The organism is Saccharothrix mutabilis subsp. mutabilis (genome assembly GCF_039521145.1).
Lineage (GTDB): Bacteria > Actinomycetota > Actinomycetes > Mycobacteriales > Pseudonocardiaceae > Actinosynnema > Actinosynnema mutabilis.
Window position 1 is genome coordinate 18,952 of the sequence record NZ_BAAABU010000007.1, and the last position, 21,828, is coordinate 40,779.

The window sequence follows — 21,828 nt, forward strand, 5'->3', positions numbered from 1 at the left end:
GGTTCACCTCACGCTAAAACGTTCGGCGACTGCCGCCCGCCTTGGCAGGGTGGTCACCATGTCGAGGGGGTGGGCGCGGCTTCAGGCCGTCGCGGTGTCGGGTTCGGTCGCGGAGGGGTTGATGTTGACGGCGCTGCCACTGGCGGCGGTGTCGATCACGACCGATCCGCGCGAAGTGTCGTTGGTGCAGGTGGTGGGGCAGTCGCCCTGGCTGTTGTTCTCGCTGTTCGCGGGGGTGTTGATCGACCGGGCGCGGCGCACGACCGTGCTGGGCCTGGCCTACGGCGTGCAGTGCGCGGCGGCGGTGACGCTGGCGGTCGCGGGCTTCACCGGCGCGTTGAGCCTGCCGTTGCTGCTGGTGGTGGCGTTCGTGGTGACGTCGGCGCAGGTGCTGGGCGACGGCGCGAGCGGCGCGCTGGTGCAGGAGGTGGTGGGGCCGGACCGGTTGGCGGCGGCCAACACCCGGTTGATCCTGATCGACCGGGGCGCGGTGCAGTTCGTCGTGCCGCCGGTGGGCGGCCTGCTGGTGGCGTGGGGGTTCGGCGCGCCGGCCGGGTTGGCGGTGGCGGCGGCGCTGACCGCGCTGGCGTTGACCCGGGGCATCCCGTCCCGGCCGGCGACGCCGTCGGGCAAGCACCCGCTGCGCGACATCGCGGAGGGCCTGAGGTTCCTCGTCGGGACCCGGTTGCTGTTGTCGATCACGATGGCGGTGGCGCTCGGGTCGTTCTCGGCCAGCGCCGCGATGGCGATGATGGTGCTGTACGCGTACGAGGTGCTGGGGCTCGGGTCCGTCGGCTACGGCCTGCTGCTGACCGCGATGGCCATGGGGTGGGTCGCGGTGTCGTTCGTGGTGCACCGGGTGGTGGAGCGGCTCGGGTACTCGTGGTCGATGCGGTGGGCCCAGGTCGGCATGGTGGTGGCCAACGCGCTGGTCGCCGTGCTGCCGCCGTGGCCGGTGGCGGTGGCGGTGGTGCTGTTCGGCTCGTCGGCGATCGTGATGGTGTGGAACGTGTGCTCCCAGTCGAGCCGGCAGCGGTTCACGCCGTCCGCGCTGCTGGGGCGGGTGCTGACCGGCCACCGCGCGCTGGCCTGGGGGCTGACGCCGGTCGGGGCGTTGACCGGCGGGCTGGTGGCGTCCTGGTTCGGGCTGCGGTCGGTGTGGGTGATGGCGGCCGTGATCCAGGTGGGGGCGCTGCTGGTCGCCTGGGTCGGGTTGTCGCCGAGGGCCTTCGCGGCGGCCGAGCGGGCGGTGGCGGAGCGGGCCCCCGCCTAGCCGCTCGGACCGGCGGGGGAGGTCGACCGCTCACACCGGCGGGAAGGCCGACCGCTCACACCGGCGGGACCAGGCCCGGGAACTTGCGGGCGGCGTGGCAGTGCGGGCACTCCCGGCCGTTGTCCACGGTCCGGGGGACCCCGCCGATGACCGCCGAGGTCGGGTGGGCGACGAAGCCCGCGCCGCCGCACAGGTGGCAGATGGTGCGGGCGTCGGAGGTGACGCCGAACAGGTCGTCCTCGTCGGCTTCCTCGTCCTCGAAGTCGTCTTCGTCCTCGGGGTCGAAGTCGTCGTCCTCGGGGTCTTCGTTCGGCTCCACGGGGGACACGGTAGTCCCGCGTCCCCCGCGCGCGCCGGTCAGGGGCGCTGCCCGACCTCGTCCACAATGGACATCTGCTCGGCCGGGCCGTAGGAGGTGCCCAGGTACTCGTAGGTGGCCGGGTCGAAGTACAGCGTGGTCTTCTTCGGCTTGTCGCCCGGGGCGACCGGGGCCGGCCACTCGATGCCGACGGCCGGGCGGCCGGTGGTGTCCTGGGTGTCGCGGACGACCTGGAGGCCCTCGACCTTGGCCGCCGCCTCGAACAGGGCGGCCTTGCTGTCCGGCTTGAGCGGGGAGCGGGCCAGGCCCATGACGTCCTTGCCGCGGGCGTTGACGTTGCCCGGACCGCCGCCGGCGTTCGCGTCCAGGTAGGCCAGCATCGCGTCGGCCGTGGTGGGCAGGTCGCGCTTGTAGGCGGGGTCGGGTTCGCACGGTTCGGTGACGCCCGGGAGGGGCTGGTCGCCCTTGAAGACCTGCCGGACGCCGTCGCGGCAGCCCGGGAGCGGAGCCCGGCCGTCGGGGAACTCGACCGCGCCGTCGCGGGTGCCGTCCACCGACAGCCAGCGCTCGCTGACCTGGCCGCCCTCGGTCGAGCGGTAGTAGAGGAACTGGTCGGGGCGGGGCTCGACGAACGGTTCCGTGCGGGCCTTGGCGGCGGCGTGGCTGAGCACCTCGGCGGCGCCGGCGACGGCCGGCGCGGGACCGCCCACGACGTCCACCGGGGCGAGCGTGACCGCCACGGCGACGGCCGCGGCGGCGACCAGGGTGGAGGCGCCGGCCAGCACGAACCCGCGCTTGCGCCGCTTGCCGGACCGCAGCGGCGTGACGGAAGCGGGCTGGTCGGCCATGGGCTGGTTGGCGGCTGGCGGGGCGGTGGCGGGCCGGGCGGTGGCGGGCCGGGCGGTGGCGGGCCGGGCGGCGGTGGGCGTGGCGGCGGTGGGCGGGGCGGTGGCCGAGGGGTGGTTCCCGGCGGTCCGGCTCCCGGCCGGCCGGGCGGGCGTGGGGCCGGCGGCGGTGAGCGTGGCCATCAGGCGGGCTCGGGCCGGGGCCAGGTCGGTCGGGGTCGGCAGCGGGGCGTCGTCGGCCAGGGCGCGGACCAGCGTCAGGTCATCCATTGCTCAGCAACTCCTCAAGCGCGGTGGGGTTTCCGAGCGCCTCACGGACCTTGCGGCGGGCTCGGTGGAGGCGGGAGCGGACGGTGCCGACCGGGATGGACAGCGCCCCGGCGACCTCCTCGTAGCTCAGCTCCTCCCAGGCGACCAGCAGCAGGACGTCGCGGTCCTCGGCGGTCAGCGCGGCCAGGGCGTCGGCCAGGGGCGCGCGCAGCGCCTGCGCGGCGACCCGGGTGGCGACCCGGTCGGCGTGACCGGCCTCGTCCGGCACGGCGGCCTCGCGCAGCCGGAACCGCCGCACCTCGTCGCGCCGGTGCTGGCCGACGAGGTTGGTGGCGATCCCGTACAGCCACGGCCGGGCGTCGGGCCGGCCGAGGTCGTAGCGCTCCCGCTTGCCGAACGCGGCGAGGAACGTCTCCGCGACGAGGTCGTCCGCGACCTCGCGGCCGAGCCGCCGGGCCAGGTACCGCTGGATGTGCGGCGCGTGCCGGTCGAAGATCTCGGCGAACGCCTCCGGCTGGAGCCGGGAGCGGTCGATGATCTCCGCATCGGTTGTCGTCATGGTGGCCTTTCGGGCGTGTGGCGTTCGCCCTGTTATCAGTCACCCGACCGGATCGGGTTCACGCGGCGGTGCGGGGACGCCTTGGCGACGTCCCCGCACCACCCGCCACCAGGGCGAACGTGTGCGCCTTCCGGGTGACCTCGATCGACCGCGGTGGCGGTCAGCGGGCCGGGTCGCGGTTGTAGAGCTTGCGCGACCACAGGTAGCCGCCGACCGCCGCGACGGCGCACCAGCCGATGGCCCACCAGCCGCTGTCCCCGACCGGCGTCCCGCTCAGCACACCCCGCAGCGTGTCGATGACCGGCGTGAACGGCTGGTGCTCGGCGAACCACGCCACCGCCGGCGACATCGACTCCGTCGGCACGAACGCGCTGCTGATGAACGGCAGGAACTGCAGCGGCAGCGAGAACCCGTTGGCCCCCTCGGGCTTCTTCGCCGCCAACCCGCCGCCCACGGCCAGCCACGTCAGCGCCAGCGTCAGCATCAGCAGCACCGCGACCGCCAGCACCCACTCGCCGAACGACGCCCGCGGCCGGAACCCGATCACCAGCGCCACCCCGACCACCAGGGCGAGCGTGACCGTCGTGCGGATCACCGCCCCGAGCACGTGCCCGGTCAGCACCGACACGCGGGCGATGGCCATGGTCCGGAACCGGGCGATGACGCCCTCGTTCATGTCCACGCAGATCCCGATCGCCGTGCCCGCGCTGCTCGCGCCGACCGCCATCACCAGGATGCCGGGCACCAGGTAGTTCACGTACGTGCTGTTGCCGACGGTGGTCAGCATCGCCCCGCCGAACACGTAGACGAACAACAGCATCATGAACACCGGCGTGAACAGCCCCGAGATCGCCATGACCGGGTAGCGCTGCTGGTGCTTGAAGTCCCGGCGCAGCATGGTCAGCGAGTCGGCGTAGGTGGTCGCGCTCATCGGAGGCTCTCCCGCGGGGTCGGGTGCCCGGTGAGGGCGAAGAACACGTCGTCCAGGTCGGGCGTGTGCACGGTCAGGCCCTCGGGCTCGACGTCGGCCAGGTCGAGCCGTTCGAGCAGTTCCCGCAGCGACCGGACCCCGCCGTCGCCGGGCACCTGCAACGTCAGCGCCTCGTCGTCCCGGCTGCCCGCGCCCAGCACCCGCACCGCGCGGTCCAGAGTGGACACGTCGGTGAACCGCAGGCTCACGTGCCCGCCCGGCACCAACCGCTTCAGCTCCGCCGCGCTGCCCTGCGCGACGAGCTTCCCGTGGTCCAGCACGGCGATCCGGTCGGCGAGCTGGTCGGCCTCCTCCAGGTACTGGGTGGTCAGGAAGATCGTGACGCCCTCCCCGGCGACCAGCTCCCGGATGATGTCCCACAGCCCGTGCCGGCTGCGCGGGTCCAGCCCCGTGGTCGGCTCGTCGAGGAAGATCACCCGCGGCCCGCCGACCAGCGTCATCGCCAGGTCCAGCCGCCGGCGCATGCCGCCGGAATAGGTGGAGGCGGGCTTGCGGCCGGCCTCCACCAGGTCGAACCGCTCCAGCAGCCGCGCGGTCAGCCGCCGGCCCTCCCGGCGCGGCAGGTGGCGCAGGTCGGCCATCAGCCGCAGGTTCTCCTCGCCGGTGAGCAGGCCGTCCACGGCGGAGAACTGGCCGGTCACGCCGATCACCGAGCGCACGCCGTCCGGGTCGGTCCGCAGGTCGTGGCCGCAGATCCGCACGTCGCCCGCGTCGGCGGTGATGAGCGTGGACAGGATCTGCACGGCGGTGGTCTTGCCCGCCCCGTTCGGGCCGAGCAGCGAGAAGACCGTGCCCTCGGCGACCGACAGGTCGATGCCGTCCAGGACGACCTTGTCGCCGAATCTCTTGCGCAGCCCGAAGGCCGAGATGGTCATGGGTTCCCCTCAGAGACTTGCTACAAGAAGAAGATCAGGCGACGCGCAGCGGCAGCGTCTTGACGCCCGTCATGTTGGGCGAGGGCATGAACGTGGGCGCCTGGTCGGGGTCCACGTGCAGGCCGGGGAAGCGGTCGAGCAGGGCGTTCACGGCGATGCGGCCTTCGAGGCGGGCCAGCGGCGCGCCGACGCAGAAGTGGATGCCGCGGCCGAAGCCGATGTGCGGGTTGGGGTCGCGCGTGGCGTCGAACAGGTGCGGGTCGGTGAACCGGCGCGCGTCCCGGTTCGCCGCGGACAGCCACATCATCAGCATCTGGTCAGCCGGGATGTGCTGTCCCCCGACGGTGACGTCGGTGGTCGTGGCCCGCGCCACGGCAGCGAACGGGGTGAGGAAGCGCAGCGACTCCTCGATCGCCACCGGCACCAGCGACCGGTCGGCGCGGACGCGGTCCCGCTGCGCGGGGTGGGCGTCCAGGCACAGGGTCGTGTTCCCCAGCAGCATGGTGGTGGTGACGTGCCCCGCGATCAGGAGCACGACGGTGAAGTTGACCACCTCGTTGTCGTTCAGGCGTTCCCCGTCGATCTCGGCCCGCACCAGGCCGGAGATCAGGTCGTCGCGGGGATCGGCGCGCCGCGCCCGGATGTGCGCCCCCAGGTACTCCCGCAGCGGGGCGAACCCCTCGACCGCCCCGGCGAAGTCCTGCTCCATCTTCTCCTTGCTGTCGTTCAAGGAGAACTGGTTGGTCTCGGCGAACATCTTGTCCACCCACTCGCGGAACAGCTCCCGGTCGTCCGGGGGCAGGCCGAGCAGCTCGGCGATCACGATCACCGGCAGCGGGTGGGCGAGGTCGGACACCAGCTCGAACCGGTCGGTGTCCACCCGGTCGAGCAACTCGTGGGTCAGCGCGGTGATGCGGGGCTCCAGGTCGGCCACGACCTTGCCGGAGAACGCCTTGCTCACCAGGTTGCGCAGCTTGCGGTGGTCGGGCGGGTCCAGGTCCAGGAGGTTGCCCTCCCGCATCGACTGGTCCACCTCGACCGGGAACAGGTCGTTCACGTGGGCCGAGGAGAACGTCTTCGGGTCGCCGAGGACCGCGCAGGCCTCCTCGTAGCCGTAGACGTTCCAGATGCCCGTCTCCTCGTCGAACCGGACCGGGCTCGCGGGGTCCTCGCCGCGCAGCCAGAACTGCGCCGGGTGGATGCCCCACCGGTCGGCCTGGATGGTCATGAGTCGTCCTCCTTCATCGGGATGGCACGGCGGACCACGATGTCGCCGTACGCGGTGCGCCCCCGGACCTCGACGGTCTCGGTGGCGGGATCGGGGCCGGACGCGGCCTCCAGCGAGTTGTGCACGGCGCCCAGCACGGAACCGAGGTCCAGCCACGCGGCGGTGCCGTTGCGGATGCCGATCTCCAACTGGCCCACCGAGGTCTCCAGGACGACCTTGCCGCGCACCACCTCGTTGACGCGGATGCTGCCGCTGGCGGTGGTGGCGGTGACGTCCCCGTGGCCGAGGTCCACGGAGATGTCGCCGTTGGCGGACTTCACCCGCAGTTCGCCGGTGACCTCGCCGACGTTGGTGCGCCCGTTGGAGTTGCGCAGCACGGCGTCGCCGTCGACGTGCTCGACGCGCAGGTCCCCGGACCCGGTCAGCACGTCCGCCTCGCCGTCGACGTGGTTGACGCCGACGTTGCCCATCGCGGTGCGCAGCCGCAGCGGTCCGGTCCGGTCGACCGAGAGGTTGCCGGTGGCGCTGCGGAACCGGAACTCGCCGAACCGCCCGCGCGCCTCCAGGTCGCCCAGCGCGGTGTCGCCGCGGACGCTGGACCCGGACGGCAGCTCGATGGTGACCTCCACCGACCCGCCCTTGTTGAAGATGCCGCGCGGCTTGGGCGTCTTGACCAGCAGCCGGCCGTTCTCGAACTCGACCCGGGTCTGGTCGGCGGCCTTCACGTCGCCGTCCCGGTCCGGGTTGCCCGGCCGCACCTGCACCACCGTGTCGGTCCGGTCGGACGCGGTGATGCGGGTGGGGCCGACGACCAGTTCGAGGGTCACCGCGATGGGTTCGGGCGTGGCGAAAATGGGCATGGCTGTCCCCTGGTAGTGGGTCTGCAAGGTGTTTTCGCTGGTGGGGCGGTTACCGGACCCAGCCGGTGTAGCGCTGGCCGAAGTGCGTGGTGGGTTGGCGCACGCCGTGGTCGAGCGCGGCGGACGCGGCCCGGACGAGCCAGGCGTTGACCGAGATGCCCGCCTGGGCGGCGGCGTCCTCGACGCGCTGCTTGAGGTGCTCGGGCAGGCGGAGGTTGATGCGGGTCATGGCGCCGTCGTCGTCCACGGGCGGCGGCGGGGGCGCAGCGGCCCGGGGCGCGGCGGCGGGTTCGGCCGGCGGCGCGGTGACGACGAACTCCGGGTCCCGGCCGCGCAGCCGGACGTCCACGGAGCCGGGCGCGAGGTCGCGGGTGATCTCGGCGGCGGCGCTGGAAAGCGCTTCCAGGAGGGTCAGGCGGGCGGCGGAGTCGACCTGGGTGGTGAGGCGGTCGGCGAGCGCACGGGCCTCGTCACCGACGGCCTCGGCGGCCATCGCCAGCTCGCGGCGCAGGTTGTCGACGTACGGCGTGAGGTCCATGGCACAACTATGGCACCACTGTGGTGCCAAGTGCAAGAGCCACTTGGTGCCACAGTGGTGCCAACCGGTGCCACCAGCGGTTTCTAAAGGTCCCGGTACACGTGGGTGCCGTCGCGGACGGTGCCCACGTACTCCTCCACCAGGTCCTCCAGCGCCACGACGCCGCGCAGCTCGCCCTCCGCCGTCACGGCCTTGGCCAGGTGGCTCTGCGCGCGCCGCAACGCCGCCAGCGCCTCGTCCAGCCGAGCCTCCACCCCGACCTCGGGCAGCCCCCGCACCCGGGCCGCGGGCACCGGGGTGGCCGGGTCCGCGTCGGCCAGGTCCAGGACGTCCTTCACGTGCAGGTACCCGACCAGCGCGCCGGCGTCGCCGCGGACCGGGAAGCGGGAGAACCCGGTCGCCGACACGGCCGACTCGACGTCGCCCATCGTGGGCCGCGCCGGCACCGACGTCACCCGGTCCAGCGGCACCAGCACGTCGGCCACGGTCCGCTCCGCCGACGACAGCGTTTGCGTCAGCCGCCGGTGCTCGGAGTCCTCCAGCAGGCCCTCCTGGCGGGACTGGGCGATCAGCAGCGCCAGCTCGTCGCGGGTGTAGGCCGATTCCAGCTCGTCCTTGGGGGTCACGCCGACCAGCTTCAGCACCGCCGTCGACACGACGGTGAAGCCGCGCAGCAGCGGGGCGACCAGCTTGCAGAACCAGTAGTGCACCGGCACCAGCAGCAGCGCGGTGCGCTCCGGGCCGGCGATGGCCAGGTTCTTCGGCACCATCTCGCCCAGGACCGTGTGCAGCGCGACCACGATCACCAGCGCGATCGCGAACGCCACGCCGTGCAGCACGGCCGGCGGCAGGCCCACCGAGTGGAACGGGGCCTCCAGCAGCGACGCCACGGCCGGCTCACCCAGGGCGCCCAGGCCCAGCGAGCACAGCGTGATGCCCAGCTGGGCGCCCGCGATCAGCAGCGGCAGCTCGCGGCCGGCGCGGATGACGACCTTCGCTCCCGCGCTGCCGCGGTCGGCCAGCGCCTCCAGGCGGTCGCGGCGGGCGGTGATGATGGCGAACTCCGCGCCCACGAAGAACGCGTTGCCCGCCAGCAGCAGGAAGATCACCAGGACGCTCACCGCGCCACCTCCGGCTCCACGCGCGACACCCGCAGTTCGGCGACCCGGTGCTTGTCCATCTGCACCACGGTGATCCGCCAGCCGTCCACGCGGATCTCGTCGCCCACGTCCGGGATGCGGCCCAGCCGCGCCAGCACCAGGCCGGCCAGCGTCTCGTAGTCGCCCTCCGGCATGCGGAAGCCCGTCGCCTCGGCCACCTCGTCGTCGCGCAGCAGGCCCGACACCAGCCAGCCGTCCGCGCCCAGCCGCCGCACCGGGGAGCCCTCGCGGCGGTCGTGCTCGTCGCGCACGTCGCCGACGATCTCCTCGACCACGTCCTCCAGCGTGACCATCCCGGCCGTGCCGCCGTACTCGTCCACGACCAGCGCGGTCTGCAGTCCGGACGCGCGCAGCCGGTCCAGCAGGGCGTCACCCTCGAGGGTCTCGGGGACGGTCTGGACCGGGCGGGTCAGCGCGGACACCGGGGTGGTGGCGCGCTGGTTGCGCGGGACGTTGAACGCCTGTTTGACGTGCACCATGCCGCGCACCTCGTCCAGGTCGCCGTTGTGCACGGGGAAGCGGGAGAAACCGGTCTCGCGGGCCTTGGCGAGCAGGTCCAGCACGGTCGCGTCGGCCTTGAGCGACTCCAGCCGCACGCGCGGGGTCATCAGCTCGCCGGCGGTGCGGTCGCCGAAGCGCAGCGACCGGTCCAGCAGGGTCGCGGTGCCCTCGTCGATGGTGCCCTGCTCGGCGCTGGAGCGGATCAGCGCGCCCAGCTCCTGCGGGGACCGGGCGGAGGCCAGCTCCTCGGCCGGTTCCACGCCCAGCCTGCGGACCAGCCAGTTCGCGGCCCCGTTCAGGCCGGTGATCAGCCAGCGGAACACCGCCGAGAACCCGGCCTGCAGGCCCGCGACGGCCCGCGCGGTCTCCAGCGGCCTGGCGATGGCCAGGTTCTTGGGCACCAGCTCGCCGAACACCATCGACAGCGCGGTGGCCAGCGCCAGCGCGACCACCAGGGCCACCGGCCGGGCCACCGACTCCGGCACGCCGACCAGCCCCAGCACGGGGGCGACCAGCTCGGCGATGGCCGGTTCGGCGATGAACCCGGTGATCAGCGTGGTGAACGTGATGGCCAGCTGCGAGCCGGACAGCTGGAACGACAGCGACCGGTGCGCCTTCTCCACCGTCTTGGCCTTGGCGTCGCCCACGGTGGCGACGTGCGACTCGACGGTGCTGCGCTCCAGGGCGGTCAGGGAGAACTCGGCGGCGACGGCGATGAACGTGCCGATCGTCAGCGCCACGACGGCGACCAGGCCCAATGCGCTGAGCAGGAGTTCGGTCACCGGGCACCCCGGGAGGGGCTCGGGTCTTGCGGCGAGCCGGGTGTCGGACCCGGCTCAGTACTGCATCCAGGCTGCGCGTCGCGCACGGAGGTGATCACTCCTAGGAAGGGGTGGTCGGACTACCGGTCCAGTTTAGGGAGTCGGCGCGGGTCAGCGCAGTCCGGTGGCGGAGGGTGACGAGGTGCTCGCGCGCAGTACCACCTCGCCGGTCACGCGGACCGTCCGCGCGCCGGGGGCGTCCTCCAGCACGAGCCGCGCCGCGCGCTCGCCCATGTCCTCCAGCGGCAACCGGACCGTGCTCAGGCCCGGGGCGAGGTCGCGCAACGTGGGGATGTCGTCGAAACCCGCGATGGACACGTCCTCGGGGACCCGCAGGCCGTGGTCGCGCAGGGCCGCCATCGCGCCCATCGCCATCACGTCGTTGACGGCGAACACGCAGGTGGCGCCGGTGTCGGCGGCGATGAGGCGCTGGGCGGCCGTGTAGCCGCCGTCGCGGGTGAAGTCGCCGTGGACGACCACCGGATCGGGCAGGTCCCGCTCCGCCAGCCCGGCCCGGAACCCGGCGAGCCGGTCCTTGGCGACCACCAGGTCCTGCGGTCCGGCGAGCACGGCGAACCGCTGGTGGCCTAGGTCCGCCAGCGCCACGGCCAGGGCGCGGGCGCCCGTCCGGTTGCCGGGGACGACGGTGTCCACGCCGAGCTTGGCCTGCGAGACGGCGGCGACCCGGCCGCCCTGGGCGGTGAACGCGGCGATCTCGTCGGCCAGGCGCGCGGCGGTGGCGCGGTCGGTGGTGCGGCTGCCCGCGATGACCACGGCGCGGGCCCGGTGCGCGCGCAGGGTGTGCAGGAGGTCGACCTCGCGGCCGGGGTCGCGGCCGGTGGTGCCCAGGACCACGACCAGGCCGGCTTCCTCGGCGACGCGCGTGACGCCGGCGGCGATGCTGGAGAAGTAGGGGTCGGCGATGTCGTGCACCAGGAGGCCGACCAGGGCGCTGCTGTTGCGGGCCAGGGCCTGGGCGGAGGCGTTGGGCAGGTACCCGAGCCGCCGGGCCGTGCCGACGACGCGCTCGCGCAGTTCGTCGCTCACCTGGCGGGTGCTGCCGTTGAGCACGCGCGAGGCGGTGGCCAGCGAGACGCCCGCCTGCTTCGCCACTTCGACCAGCGTGACCTGCCGCGAAGTCAACCGCTCCTCCTCGCCCGTCGGGGGCTGCGAGCCTAACCCGCGCCCGGCCGGAGACCTCCCGGCCCACCCGCCGCCGCTCGCCCGACGCGCGGTCCCGCGTGCCGCCGCCCGATCCCGCTTGCCGCCGTTCGCCGCTGGTTGACGTGCGCGACCGGCCGACCGTAGCGTGTGGAAAGCGCTTTCCAACCTGTCGGAGGTACGCATGGCTGTGCGCACGATCGGGGTCGTGCTGAACGGGGTCACCGGGCGGATGGGGTACCGCCAGCACCTCGTCCGCTCGATCCTCGCCATCCGCGAACGCGGCGGCGTCCGCGTCGACCCCGACACGGTCCTGCTGCCCGAACCCGTCCTCGTCGGCCGCGACGCCGACAAGCTCAAGGACCTGGCCGCCCGCCACGACCTCCCGCGCTGGACCACCGACCTGGACGCCGCCCTCGGCGACCCGGCCACCGAGGTCTACTTCGACGCCCAGGTCACCTCCGCCCACGTCGCCGCCATCACCAAGGCCATCGCCGCGGGCAAGCACGTCTACACCGAGAAGCCGGTCGCCTCCTCGCCCGAAGAAGTCCTCGAACTGGCCCGCCTGGCCGACGAAGCGGGCGTCCGGCACGGCGTGGTCGCCGACAAGCTCTACCTGCCCGGCATCCGCAAGCTGCGCCGCCTGGTGGACTCCGGCTTCTTCGGCCGCGTCCTGAGCATCCGCGGCGAGTTCGGCTACTGGGTCTTCGAAGGCGACCGGCAGACCGCGCAGCGGCCCTCCTGGAACTACCGGGCCGAGGACGGCGGCGGCATCGTCGTGGACATGTTCTGCCACTGGTCCTACCTGCTGGAGAACGTCTTCGGCCCGGTCGAGGCGGTCACCGCGCGGGCCGTCACGCACATCCCGGAGCGGTGGGACGAGCGGGGCCTGCCTTACGCCGCCACCGCCGACGACGCCGCCTACGCCATCTTCGAGCTGGCCGGGGGCGTGATCGCGCAGGTCAACTCCTCGTGGGCCACCCGCGTCCGGCGCGACGAACTCGTGGAGTTCCAGGTGGACGGCACGCACGGCAGCGCCGTCGCCGGCCTGCGCGACTGCGTCGTCCAACCGCGCGAGGTCACGCCCAAGCCGGTGTGGGACCCGGACGTCCCCTCACCGCACGACTTCCGCGCGCAGTGGCAGGAGGTCCCGGACAACGAGGAGTTCGGCAACGGGTTCCGCGTGCAGTGGGAGGACTTCCTCACCCACGTCCACCGCGACCTGCCCTACCGGCACGACTTCCGCGCCGGCGCGCGGGACGTCCGCCTCGCCGCCCTGGGCCTGGAGTCCTCCCGCGCCGGCCGCCGGATCGAGGTGCCCGCGTGACCACCGTCCGCCTGCCGCGACCCGACGGCACCTTCGCCACCCACACCCTCAACCCGCCGAAGGACTGGGGCGCGCCGGCCGGTCCGCCGAAGTCGCGGGTCGCGTTCGCCGCCGCGCACGTCGTGGCCGACCCGTTCGCCGACAACACCCCGGGCGCGCCGGCCGCGCTCGACTGGGACGCCACCCTCGCCTTCCGCCGCCGCCTGTGGGACCTGGGTTTCGGCGTCGCCGAGGCGATGGACACCGCCCAGCGCGGCATGGGCCTGGACTGGCCGACCGCGCTGGAGCTGGTCCGGCGCGGCGCCGCCGAGGCCACCGGCCGGATCGCGGCCGGCGTCGGCACCGACCACGACACCGCCGACCCGCTCACCGCGTACACCGAGCAGTTGGCGGCGGTGACCGCGCTCGGCGTGCAGCCGATCCTGATGTGCAGCCGCAAGCTGGCCGCCGTCGCCCGCGGCCCCGAGGACTACCAACGCGTCTACGCAGCCCTGTTGGAGCAGGTCACCGAACCGGTCGTCCTGCACTGGCTGGGCCCCGCGTTCGACCCGGCGCTGACCGGCTACTGGGGTTCGACCGACGTCGCCGAGGCCACCAAGCACTTCCTCGACCTCATCCACGCCTACCCGTCCAAAGTGGACGGCGTGAAGGTGTCGCTGCTCGACGCCGGGCACGAGGTGTCGTTGCGGCGCGCGCTGCCCGAGGGCGTCCGCTGCTACACCGGCGACGACTTCAACTACCCCGAGCTGATCGCGGGCGACGAGGTCGGCCACAGCGACGCGCTGCTGGGCATCTTCGACCCGATCGCGCCGGCCGCCGCGTCCGCGCTGCACGTGCTGGACTCCGGCGACACCGCGGGGTTCCGGGCGATCCTGGAGCCGACCGTGGCGCTGTCCCGGCACATCTTCGGCGCGCCCACGTTCCACTACAAGACCGGCGTGGTGTTCCTGGCGTGGCTCAACGGGTTCCAGGACGCGTGGTCGATGGTCGGCGGGATGCAGTCGGCGCGGTCCGTCGTGCACCTGGGGGAGACGTTGCGCCTGGCCGACGCCGCCGGCCTGCTGGTGGACCCGGCGCTCGCGGCGGCGCGCTGGGAGCGCGCGGTGGAGGTGCTGACGTGAGGCTGTCGCTCAACCAGGCCACGATCAAGCGCGCCACGGTCGCCGAGGCGGTGGACGTGTGCGTGCGGCACGGGATCTCCTCGATCGGGCTGTGGCGCGAACCGGTGGCGGAGTTCGGGCTGGACGAGTCCGCGCGGCTGGTCGCGGAGGCCGGGCTGCGCGTGTCGTCGCTGTGCCGGGGCGGGTTCTTCACCGGCGTGGACCAGCGGGAAGCGTTGGCGGACAACCGGAAGGCCATCGACGAGGCGGCGGCGCTGCGCGCGGACTGCCTGGTCCTGGTGCCCGGCGGCGTGCCCGACCGCGACCTGGTCGGCGCGCGGCAGCGGGTCGCGGACGCGTTGGCGGCCTTGGCGCCTTACGCGGCGGACGCCGGTGTGAAGCTCGCGATCGAGCCCATGCACCCCGTGTTCTGCGCGGACCGGGGTGTGGTGTCGACGTTGGGCCAGGCGCTGGACCTGGCCGCGCCGTTCCCGGCGGACGTGGTCGGTGTCGTGGTCGACGCGCTGCACGTGTGGTGGGACCCGGACCTGCCCGCGCAGCTCGCCCGCGCGGCCGGGCGGATCTTCTCCTACCAGGTGTGCGACTGGGTCACGCCGCTGCCGGCGGACGTGCTGCTCGGCCGCGGGCTGCCCGGGGACGGGCACATCGACCTGCCGTGGCTGACCGCGCTGGTCGAGCCGTTCTACGGCGGTGACGTCGAGGTCGAGGTGTTCAACGCGGACGTGTGGGCGGCGGACCCGTCGGCGGTCGCGGCGGACCTGGTGCGCCGCCACGCCGGTGGCTGGCTAGCGGGGTAGCTCCCGGCCGGCGGCCAGCAGCCGCAACGTGCTCATCGACGGGACCAGGGCGTAGAGCGCGCCCGTGGTGCGGACGAAGCGGGGGAACGCCAGGTCCGTTCCCCCGAACCGCGCGCCGCCCGTGCCGCCGATGACCGGGTCGGTGCCGGTCGGCGCGCCGTCCGCGCCGCCCGCGAACTCCGGGTTGTTCGCCCAGACCCGTTGCTGGAACTCGAACTGCTCGCGGATGGACGTGCAGTGGGCGACGAACAGCAGTCCGCGCTCGGCGTGCGGGTCCTGCTCGTGGGGCGGCCCGAACGGGATGCCGCGCCGCAGGATGCGCCGCTGGGCGGGCGTGCGGTAGGTGAACGCGCGCGGGTTGGTCTTGCGGATGTGGGCCGCGCACGGGGTCCGCTCGCCCAGCGGGTCGTCGGCGTGGTCGAAGTCGTTGCGGTCGGGGCCCAGGCCCAGCGCGGGGTCGGCCGGCGCGGCGAGCGGTCGCCCGTCGCGGTGGCGGCCGATGAGCAGCGCGCCCACCTCGTCGGGGGTGGTGCCCAGGGCGTCGGCGTGGTCGCGGAGGGCTTCGCGCCAGCCCTCGACGTCCTGGGTGAGGCGGCGGATGACCTGGAGGGACCCGTTGTGCAGCCAGCGGGCGGTGCGGTCGCTCTCGTCGCCGCGCTCGGTGTCGTGGCCGAAGACGAACTCGCCGGGCTTGACCAGCAGCGCGCCGGCGTGGCCGAGGCGGTGACCGGGCCGGTGCGGGTCTTCCTCGTGGAAGTCGCGGATGCCGGGCTGCGAGATGCCGTCCTTGAACCCGAAGTGCTCGCGGCCCTTCAGCGGACCGGGGAGGGTCTCGCCCAGCTCCTGGTGCACCTTGACCACGCCGAGCAGGTCGTCGAGCAGGTCGAGCACGGTGTCCACGGCCTGGAGCCGCTCGGTGCAGTCGGACGCCACCGTGACCACGGCGTGGATGCGCTGCTCGGACCGGCCGAACAACCACTCCTCCGGGTCATCGCCGGTGACATCGGCCCGCGCCTCCGCGCCCACCCACAGCTCCGGGTCGCGCCGCCGGAGGTCCTCGGTCACGGCCGAGGGGTTGACGGCGAGCTTGACCAGGCCTTCCGCGGTGAGCGAGAGGTTCGCCCAGGTGGCCTTGAGGGTCTGCGGGTCACCCCCGAACATGGCGCGGCCCAGCGAGAAGGCCTCGTTGAAGTCCTCGACGTCGGCGGTGACCGAGAGGTAGCCGATCATGGCGGCGAGCCAGGTGCGGCCGAGCTTGCCGTCGGTGAAGCGCAGGAAGCGGAACTGCTGGTGGTCCTTGTTGAACGCGGCGAGGACGTTGCCCTGGATCTCGCGCGACTTGCGCAGTGGCGGCCGTACGCCCCGCTGTTCGGCGTGCAGGTGCAGCAACTCGGACATGTCGAGAGTCCCCATTCCCCCGAATGCTCTCCCAGTGCAGAAGAGCACACGCGGACGCTCCTGATACCCGCGAGTAGCCACTACCACCCGGGCGGCGTAACGAGAACCCGAAGTGCGACCGAACTCGGCCCCGACACCACCTCCCGCCCCGCCCCCGACCGAGCCGAGCCGTGTCCCGCGTGCTCCGATCGGCCCGCGCGGGTCGCACGTCGGTCAACCCCAGCCCGGCGTGCGACCCGCCCCGGTCTCAGCCGCCGTTCGACGCCCGGTAGGGCTGGGCCGAGTAGGCGCGCGGCTTGGCGGTGGTGATGCGCAGGACCGAGTCGTACAGCGTGCGGCCCAGGGCGGCGCGGGCCCGCAGTGCCGGGTGGGTCGCGCTGTAGTTGTCCGCGTTCGCCGCCTGGTCCCCGGCGAACTGCCCCGACGCGAACAGCGCGTACGTCACGACCGCCTTGCCCGACGCGTCGAACACGATCCCCGCCTCGTTGCGCCCGTCCGCGAACCACCCGGCCTTGGTCGCCACGTTCAGCCGTTCGGCGGACGACAGGTTCAGCCGGATGCCGTCCGTGAACGACGTCAGCGACCGCAGCACCTTCAGCAGGTGCTCCGTGGACCCGGCCGACAGCAGCTCACCCCGCACCAGCTTCTGCAACAGCGTGAACGTCTCGCGCGGCGTCGTCGTCCCCAGGAAGAACCGGTTCGGGTTGGCCACCGGCACGACCTGCGTGTGCACGAACCCCTTCGCGCGCAGGATCTCGTTCAGCTCCAGCGCCGGCACGACCAGCCCGCACAGCCGCACCGCCGTGTTGTCCGACACGGTCAGCAGCGCCGCCAGCGCGTGCCCCACGGTCACCGAACTGGGGTACGCCCCGTCCAGCCCGAAGATCCCGTCCGTGTCCTGGATCACGATCGACGCGGTCACGTCCACCCGCTGGTCGAGCGTGATCAGCCCCCGGTCGACCTTGTCCAGCACCGCGACCGCCACCGCGATCTTGTTCACGCTGTACGCGTCGACCACCCGGTCGGCGTTGTCCTCCACGGCCGCCTTCACCACGCCGTCCGGGTCGGCCACACCGATGTGGGACGACCAGGTCCCGCGCGCGAAGTACGTCTCACGCTGGTACTTCCGCGCGATCTTGCGGCGCGCGAGGTCGGCGGTGGTCGGGATCAGCGCGTCCCACTCGGCGTCGGTCTCCTGCGCCGAGGCCGGGCCGGCGGTGCCCAGGACGGCGCCCGCCGCCGCGACCGAGCCCAGGCCCAGCGCGAACCTGCGGTTGATGTTCATGTGCCCCCAATCAGATGGATGTCCGCCACTTAGACGCCATCGGTCGCGGTTTTGTTGCCTCTGGCGGCGCAGCGCGGTGCGCTGATCCAACCAGCAGTAGCCTGCCGACATGGGTGAAGGGGTATTCCTCATCACGGGCGCGTCCCGCGGCATCGGGCTGGCCACCGCGCAGGCCGCCGCCGAGGCCGGGTACCGGCTGGTGCTGACCGCGCGCGACGTCGACAAGCTCGCCGAGCACGCCGCGCGCCTGGGCGGACCCGACCGGGTGTGGGTGGCCGCGTGCGACGTGCGCAAGTGGGAGCAGGTCGCCGCGCTGGTCGGCCGGGTCGAGGAGGAGTGGGGGCGGCTGGACGTCGTGTTCGCCAACGCGGGCACCAGCGTCGTCACCTCCTTCACGTCCTCGCAGGGCGCGCCGCCCGAGCAGTGGGCCGACATGGTCCTGACCAACGTGTGCGGCCCGGCGTTCACCGCCCGCGCCGCCCTGCCCGCCCTGATCCGCAGCGGCGGCCACCTGGTGCTGACCGGGTCGGCGGCCGGGCGCGGGGTGCGGCCGGGCAACCTGTACGCGGCGACGAAGTGGGCGGTCACCGGCCTCGCGCAGGCGATCCGGGCGGAGTGCGTCGGCACGGGCGTGCGGGTCACGCTGGTCCAGCCCGGCCTGACCGACACCGGCGGCATCCCGGCCTCGCGGCTGGGCGACCCGAAGCTCGCGCCCGCGGACGTGGCGCGCGCGGTGCTCTACGCCGTGTCCCAGCCGTCCACTGTGGACGTCAACGAGATCCTGGTCCGGCCGGTGGGCCAGGACGCGTACCGGTGAGCCGCGCGCCGACCTCCCGCAACGCCGCCACGACCTCGTCCGACGCCTCCAACGCGTAGTCCGCGCCGCACAGCAGCAGGTCCGCGGCGATCGGCTCGATGGCGTCCGCGCCCAGGTGCACCCGGCAGGTGGTCGCCGACACCGGCTCCACCTTGCCGGGCAGCGCCACCACCAGCCGCGCCTCCACCACCGCCGCCGGCGCCTGGACCAGCGCGGACGCCGGGTACCGGTAGGGCGCGGAGGTCAGCCGGCGCGCCACGAACGCGCCCGGCTCCTCGGGCGGGTCGCGCGGCGGGAACCGGTGCCCGGTGGTGCGCGGCGCGCCGATCCGGTCCACCCGGAACATCCGCCAGTCCCGCTTGACCGGGTCGAACGCGAGCAGGTACCAGAACCGGAACAGCGTGACCAGGCTGTGCGGCTCGACCTTGCGGTCCTGCCCCTTGTGGGTGAACCGCACCGCCTCGCGGTCCCGGCACGCCGCCGCCAGCACGCCCAGCGCCGAGGGGTCGGACTCGGGCGTCCCGCCGAACGGGATGCGCGCCACCGTCGAGCCCAGCGCGTCGATCTGGCGGCGCAACCGGTCCGGCAGCACGGGTTCCAGCTTGGCCAGCGCGCGGAAGGCGCTTTCTTCCATCCCGCGGGTGGCCGCCGCCGTCCGGAGCCCGATGGCCACCGCCACCGCCTCGTCGTCGTCCAGCAGCAGCGGCGGCAGGTCGCGGCCGGACTCCAGCCGGTACCCGCCCGTCGCGCCGGTCGTGCCGTGCACGGGATAGCCCAGCTCACGCAGCCGTTCGACGTCCCGCCGCACCGTCCGGTCGGTCACGCCGAGCCGCTCCGCCAGGTCCGCGCCGGTCCAGTCCCGGCGGCTCTGGAGGAGTGACAGGAGTCGCAACATGCGGGCGGGCATGTTCATTACGGACATCCTATGTCCTAAAGCGGTTCTACTGTCGATCACATGACGACATACGTGCTGATCGCGGGCGCTTGCCACGGTGGCTGGTACTACGAATCCATCACCGCTCAGCTGCGCGCCCAGGGCCACCAGGTGCACGCACCCACGCTGAGCGCCGACGGCAACCTCAAGGAACACGTCGAGCAGGTGCTCGCCCTGCTCGACGGCCTGGACGACGTCGTGCTGGCCGGGCACAGCTACGGCGGCATGGTGATCACGGGCGCGGCGGACCGCGTGCCCGAGAAGATCAAGTCCCTGGTGTACGTGGACGCCCTGGTGCCCCGCGACGGCCAGTCCGCGTGGGACCTGGTGCACGGCTTCTGGCGGGACTGGTACATCGACGGCGTGGCTGCCGACGGCCGGGGCGTGGCCCCGATGCCGTTCTTCGACCAGCGGGCGTTCGCGCACCCGATCGCGTCCCTGCTCCAACGCCCCCGCCTGACCGGCGCCGTCGACAGGATCACCAACCGCTGGTACCTGTACTGCGAGCGGACCGAGGAAAGCCCTTTCACCCGGTTCCGCGACGCGTTCCGGGACGACCCGACCTGGCAGGTGCGGTCCCTGGACGTCGGCCACGACTTCCTCGACGGCGGCGCGGAGGAGTTCCTGGACGTGCTGGCGAAGGCGGGCGCGTAGCCCGAAAGCACGAACACGGCGCACTTTTCGCGTCAGCGACGATGGTCGCGTGACGTTGGGCAGGTGGTGGGTCGTCGGCGGTGCGTTCGCGACCGGCGTCGTCGGAGTGCTGGTGTGGCTGTCCGGGTCGGAGGACACCCTCGAACGCGGTGACAAGCTGGCCAGCGTCGCCGGCGCGCTGATGACGTTCGCCGGCCTGGTGACCAGCGTGATCGCCCTGGTCGTGGCGTTGCGCGCGCACCGAGCCGCCGATCCGCGCGGCGCCGCGGACGCGCTGGCCCGGTCGGTCGCCCGCCAATGGGAACGCGAGGCCGCCGCTCGCGGCCTGACCCGCCCGCTGGACGTCCCGTGGGCCTCCACGACCCTTCCGGTCGCGCCCGCCGCCGCCGAGGTGGTGGGTGACCCCCGGGTCAAACGGCTCAGGCTGCGCGGGACGGTGGCCGACATGGCGCGCACGTTCGTGGGACTGCCCGCGCGGCAATTGGTCGTCATCGGCGCGCCCGGCGCGGGCAAGACCAGCGCGGCCATCCTGCTCACGCTCAGCCTGGTCGAGCGGCGCGCACCCGGCGACCCGGTGCCGCTCCTGCTGCCGCTGTCCACCTGGGATCCCGCGGAGCCGGACCTGTCCACGTGGATCGTGCGGCGGCTCGCCGCGGACCACCCCGCGTTCGGGGCGAACGGCGCGTACGGTCCGGCCGCCGCGCGGGCGTTGGTGGACGGCGGCATGGTCCTGCCCGTCCTCGACGGCCTGGACGAGGTCGCGCCCGCCGGTCGGGCCGCGGTGGCCCGGGCGGTCACGACCGCGGTCGGGCGCGACCGGCCGCTGGTGCTGACCGCCCGGTCGGCCGAGTACCAGGAGGTGATCAGCGGTTCGGGGACGACCATCGGCCGGGCGGCGGTGGTGGAACTGGGCACCGTGCGGGCCGAAGCCGCCGCCGACTACCTGGCCTCGGGGGTGCCGGACGGCGATCACAGGTGGGACGCGGTCCTCGCGGAACTGCGGCGGCACCCGGAAGGGGTGCTCGCGCGGGCCTTGTCCACCCCACTGGCGGTGTACCTCGCCAAGACCGCGTACGCCCCGTCCGCGACCGACCCGGCCGACCTGTTGACCTCCGACACGCCGGAGGAGGTGGACCGCCACCTGCTCGACGCCTACCTGCCCGCGCTGTACCCGGAGGCCGACCGCGCGACGCGGACCCGGTGGCTGGCCTTCCTCGCGCGCCGCCTGGAGCGCAAACCCGGCACGGACCTGTCCTGGTGGCGCCTGTTCCTGCTGCTGCCCCGACCGGACCTGGTCGTGCCGGCCGGCCGGGGCGCGCTGCTGGCCACCCTGGTGGCGGTGTTGATCACCGTCCGGATCACCCTGCGGGACTGGCGGGCGGTTCCGGTCTGGGTGCTGCTGGTCGGCGCGGTCGCGTTCGCCCTGACGGCCGCGGTGGTCGGAGGGGCGGTCGGTGGCCTGCTCGGCCTGCTCAGGTTCGCCCGCGACGAAGAACGACTCGTGGCGCTGCCCCGGTTCAACACCCTGGGCCCGCGTCAGGTGGCCGGCAGGCTCCTCCTCGGTGCCGCGGTCGGCGCGGTGATCCAGACGGCGCTGTCGCTGGTGGGCGTCACGGGATACGGGATCTGGGCCGGGGTGTGGGGAGGAGCGGCGTTCGGGGCGGTGTTGTCCGCCAACTTGGACATGGTGCCGCGGATCCAGGTCGACGTGCCGGTCCACCCGGCGGTGAGCCTGCGGGCCGACCGAAGGGCCTCGATCGCGCTCGCGGTCTGGACGGCCTTGTGCACGTTCTTCCCGCTCGTGGTCTTGGACCCGCGGTATGCCGGGTCGTTCCACCCGAAGAGCGTCTGGCCGTCAGCGCTCATCGCCATCGCGCTCGCGGTGCTGTGGCCGTTGTCGTGCGCGTGGGTGAAGTTCGGGATCGCCCGGTTCTGGTTCTGGGTGTTCCGCAAGACGCCCTGGCGGCTCATGGAGTTCCTGGAGGACGCCCACCGCCGAGGTGTGCTCAGGCAGGTCGGCGGCAGCTACCAGTTCCGGCACCTGCGGATCCGGGAGTACCTCGCGAAGAAGTGAAGGGGCCGTCGACCGGGCGC

21 protein-coding genes are annotated in these 21,828 nt (G+C 73.4%); 7 read left to right on the forward strand and 14 right to left on the reverse strand.

What is annotated here, in order from left to right; all coding sequences use genetic code 11:
- Positions 1-58: 58 nt before the first annotated feature.
- Positions 59-1,273 carry an MFS transporter gene (locus ABD126_RS17835; RefSeq protein ID WP_343934987.1) on the forward strand — a complete coding sequence of 405 codons (1,215 nt, stop codon included), beginning with the start codon at positions 59-61 and terminating at the stop codon, positions 1,271-1,273.
- Positions 1,274-1,328: 55 nt separating this feature from the next.
- On the opposite strand, the gene ABD126_RS17840 is transcribed toward ABD126_RS17835, so the two are convergent.
- From ABD126_RS17840 to ABD126_RS17890, 11 genes are all read right to left on the reverse strand, one after another.
- The gene (locus tag ABD126_RS17840; RefSeq protein WP_343934988.1) at positions 1,329-1,592 is read right to left on the reverse strand and encodes a hypothetical protein; all 264 of its coding nucleotides are present in this window, start codon (positions 1,590-1,592) and stop codon (positions 1,329-1,331) included.
- Between the two features lie 38 nt (positions 1,593-1,630).
- Entirely contained in the window at positions 1,631-2,707 is a 1,077-nt protein-coding gene (locus ABD126_RS17845; protein WP_343934989.1) for a CU044_5270 family protein, read from the reverse strand.
- The gene (locus tag ABD126_RS17850; RefSeq protein ID WP_343934990.1) at positions 2,700-3,266 is read right to left on the reverse strand and encodes an RNA polymerase sigma factor; all 567 of its coding nucleotides are present in this window, start codon (positions 3,264-3,266) and stop codon (positions 2,700-2,702) included. Before ABD126_RS17850 ends, ABD126_RS17845 begins: the two co-directional genes overlap by 8 nt.
- 160 nt (positions 3,267-3,426) lie before the next feature.
- On the reverse strand, positions 3,427-4,197 hold the full coding sequence (locus ABD126_RS17855; RefSeq protein WP_343934991.1) for an ABC transporter permease: 771 nt from the start codon (positions 4,195-4,197) through the stop codon (positions 3,427-3,429).
- The gene (locus tag ABD126_RS17860) at positions 4,194-5,132 is read right to left on the reverse strand and encodes an ATP-binding cassette domain-containing protein (protein ID WP_343934992.1); all 939 of its coding nucleotides are present in this window, start codon (positions 5,130-5,132) and stop codon (positions 4,194-4,196) included. The genes ABD126_RS17855 and ABD126_RS17860 overlap by 4 nt, the downstream gene beginning before the upstream one ends.
- Positions 5,133-5,166: 34 nt before the next feature.
- Complete coding sequence (locus ABD126_RS17865; protein WP_343934993.1) at positions 5,167-6,360, reverse strand: cytochrome P450; 1,194 nt, start codon at positions 6,358-6,360, stop codon at positions 5,167-5,169.
- A complete protein-coding gene (locus tag ABD126_RS17870) occupies positions 6,357-7,220 on the reverse strand; it encodes a DUF4097 family beta strand repeat-containing protein (protein WP_343934994.1) in 864 nt (287 codons plus the stop codon). Before ABD126_RS17870 ends, ABD126_RS17865 begins: the two co-directional genes overlap by 4 nt.
- A 49-nt stretch (positions 7,221-7,269) precedes the next feature.
- On the reverse strand, positions 7,270-7,758 hold the full coding sequence (locus tag ABD126_RS17875; protein ID WP_343934995.1) for a toxin-antitoxin system HicB family antitoxin: 489 nt from the start codon (positions 7,756-7,758) through the stop codon (positions 7,270-7,272).
- An 83-nt stretch (positions 7,759-7,841) separates the two neighbouring features.
- Positions 7,842-8,879, reverse strand: a complete 1,038-nt coding sequence (locus ABD126_RS17880) for a hemolysin family protein (protein WP_343934996.1) — start codon at positions 8,877-8,879, stop codon at positions 7,842-7,844.
- Complete coding sequence (locus ABD126_RS17885) at positions 8,876-10,201, reverse strand: hemolysin family protein (RefSeq protein WP_343934997.1); 1,326 nt, start codon at positions 10,199-10,201, stop codon at positions 8,876-8,878. The genes ABD126_RS17880 and ABD126_RS17885 overlap by 4 nt, the downstream gene beginning before the upstream one ends.
- Before the next feature lie 150 nt (positions 10,202-10,351).
- Positions 10,352-11,383: a LacI family DNA-binding transcriptional regulator gene (locus ABD126_RS17890; protein WP_343934998.1), complete on the reverse strand. Its 1,032-nt coding sequence runs from the start codon at positions 11,381-11,383 to the stop codon at positions 10,352-10,354.
- A gap of 202 nt (positions 11,384-11,585) precedes the next feature.
- Here ABD126_RS17890 and ABD126_RS17895 point away from each other — a divergent pair, with 202 nt between their 5' ends.
- From ABD126_RS17895 to ABD126_RS17905, 3 genes are read left to right on the forward strand one after another with little or no spacing between them, the layout of a single operon-like run.
- Positions 11,586-12,728: a Gfo/Idh/MocA family protein gene (locus ABD126_RS17895; protein WP_343934999.1), complete on the forward strand. Its 1,143-nt coding sequence runs from the start codon at positions 11,586-11,588 to the stop codon at positions 12,726-12,728.
- The gene (locus ABD126_RS17900) at positions 12,725-13,849 is read left to right on the forward strand and encodes a dihydrodipicolinate synthase family protein (RefSeq protein WP_343935000.1); all 1,125 of its coding nucleotides are present in this window, start codon (positions 12,725-12,727) and stop codon (positions 13,847-13,849) included. The genes ABD126_RS17895 and ABD126_RS17900 overlap by 4 nt, the downstream gene beginning before the upstream one ends.
- Positions 13,846-14,646 carry a sugar phosphate isomerase/epimerase family protein gene (locus ABD126_RS17905; RefSeq protein WP_343935001.1) on the forward strand — a complete coding sequence of 267 codons (801 nt, stop codon included), beginning with the start codon at positions 13,846-13,848 and terminating at the stop codon, positions 14,644-14,646. Before ABD126_RS17900 ends, ABD126_RS17905 begins: the two co-directional genes overlap by 4 nt.
- Here the strand turns inward: ABD126_RS17905 and ABD126_RS17910 are convergent.
- Positions 14,635-16,044 carry a Dyp-type peroxidase gene (locus tag ABD126_RS17910; protein ID WP_343935002.1) on the reverse strand — a complete coding sequence of 470 codons (1,410 nt, stop codon included), beginning with the start codon at positions 16,042-16,044 and terminating at the stop codon, positions 14,635-14,637. The genes ABD126_RS17905 and ABD126_RS17910 overlap by 12 nt on opposite strands.
- Positions 16,045-16,291: 247 nt before the next feature.
- Positions 16,292-17,329: a serine hydrolase gene (locus ABD126_RS17915; RefSeq protein WP_343935003.1), complete on the reverse strand. Its 1,038-nt coding sequence runs from the start codon at positions 17,327-17,329 to the stop codon at positions 16,292-16,294.
- Between the two features lie 109 nt (positions 17,330-17,438).
- Between ABD126_RS17915 and ABD126_RS17920 the strand changes: the two genes are divergently transcribed.
- Complete coding sequence (locus ABD126_RS17920) at positions 17,439-18,146, forward strand: SDR family oxidoreductase (RefSeq protein ID WP_343935004.1); 708 nt, start codon at positions 17,439-17,441, stop codon at positions 18,144-18,146.
- Here ABD126_RS17920 and ABD126_RS17925 read toward each other — a convergent pair.
- The gene (locus tag ABD126_RS17925) at positions 18,100-19,059 is read right to left on the reverse strand and encodes a helix-turn-helix transcriptional regulator (protein ID WP_425542840.1); all 960 of its coding nucleotides are present in this window, start codon (positions 19,057-19,059) and stop codon (positions 18,100-18,102) included. The two genes, ABD126_RS17920 and ABD126_RS17925, sit on opposite strands and share 47 nt — an antisense overlap.
- Before the next feature lie 42 nt (positions 19,060-19,101).
- Between ABD126_RS17925 and ABD126_RS17930 the strand changes: the two genes are divergently transcribed.
- Positions 19,102-19,734, forward strand: a complete 633-nt coding sequence (locus ABD126_RS17930) for an alpha/beta hydrolase (protein WP_343935006.1) — start codon at positions 19,102-19,104, stop codon at positions 19,732-19,734.
- A gap of 49 nt (positions 19,735-19,783) precedes the next feature.
- A complete protein-coding gene (locus ABD126_RS17935; protein ID WP_343935007.1) occupies positions 19,784-21,808 on the forward strand; it encodes a hypothetical protein in 2,025 nt (674 codons plus the stop codon).
- Positions 21,809-21,828 lie beyond the last annotated feature (20 nt).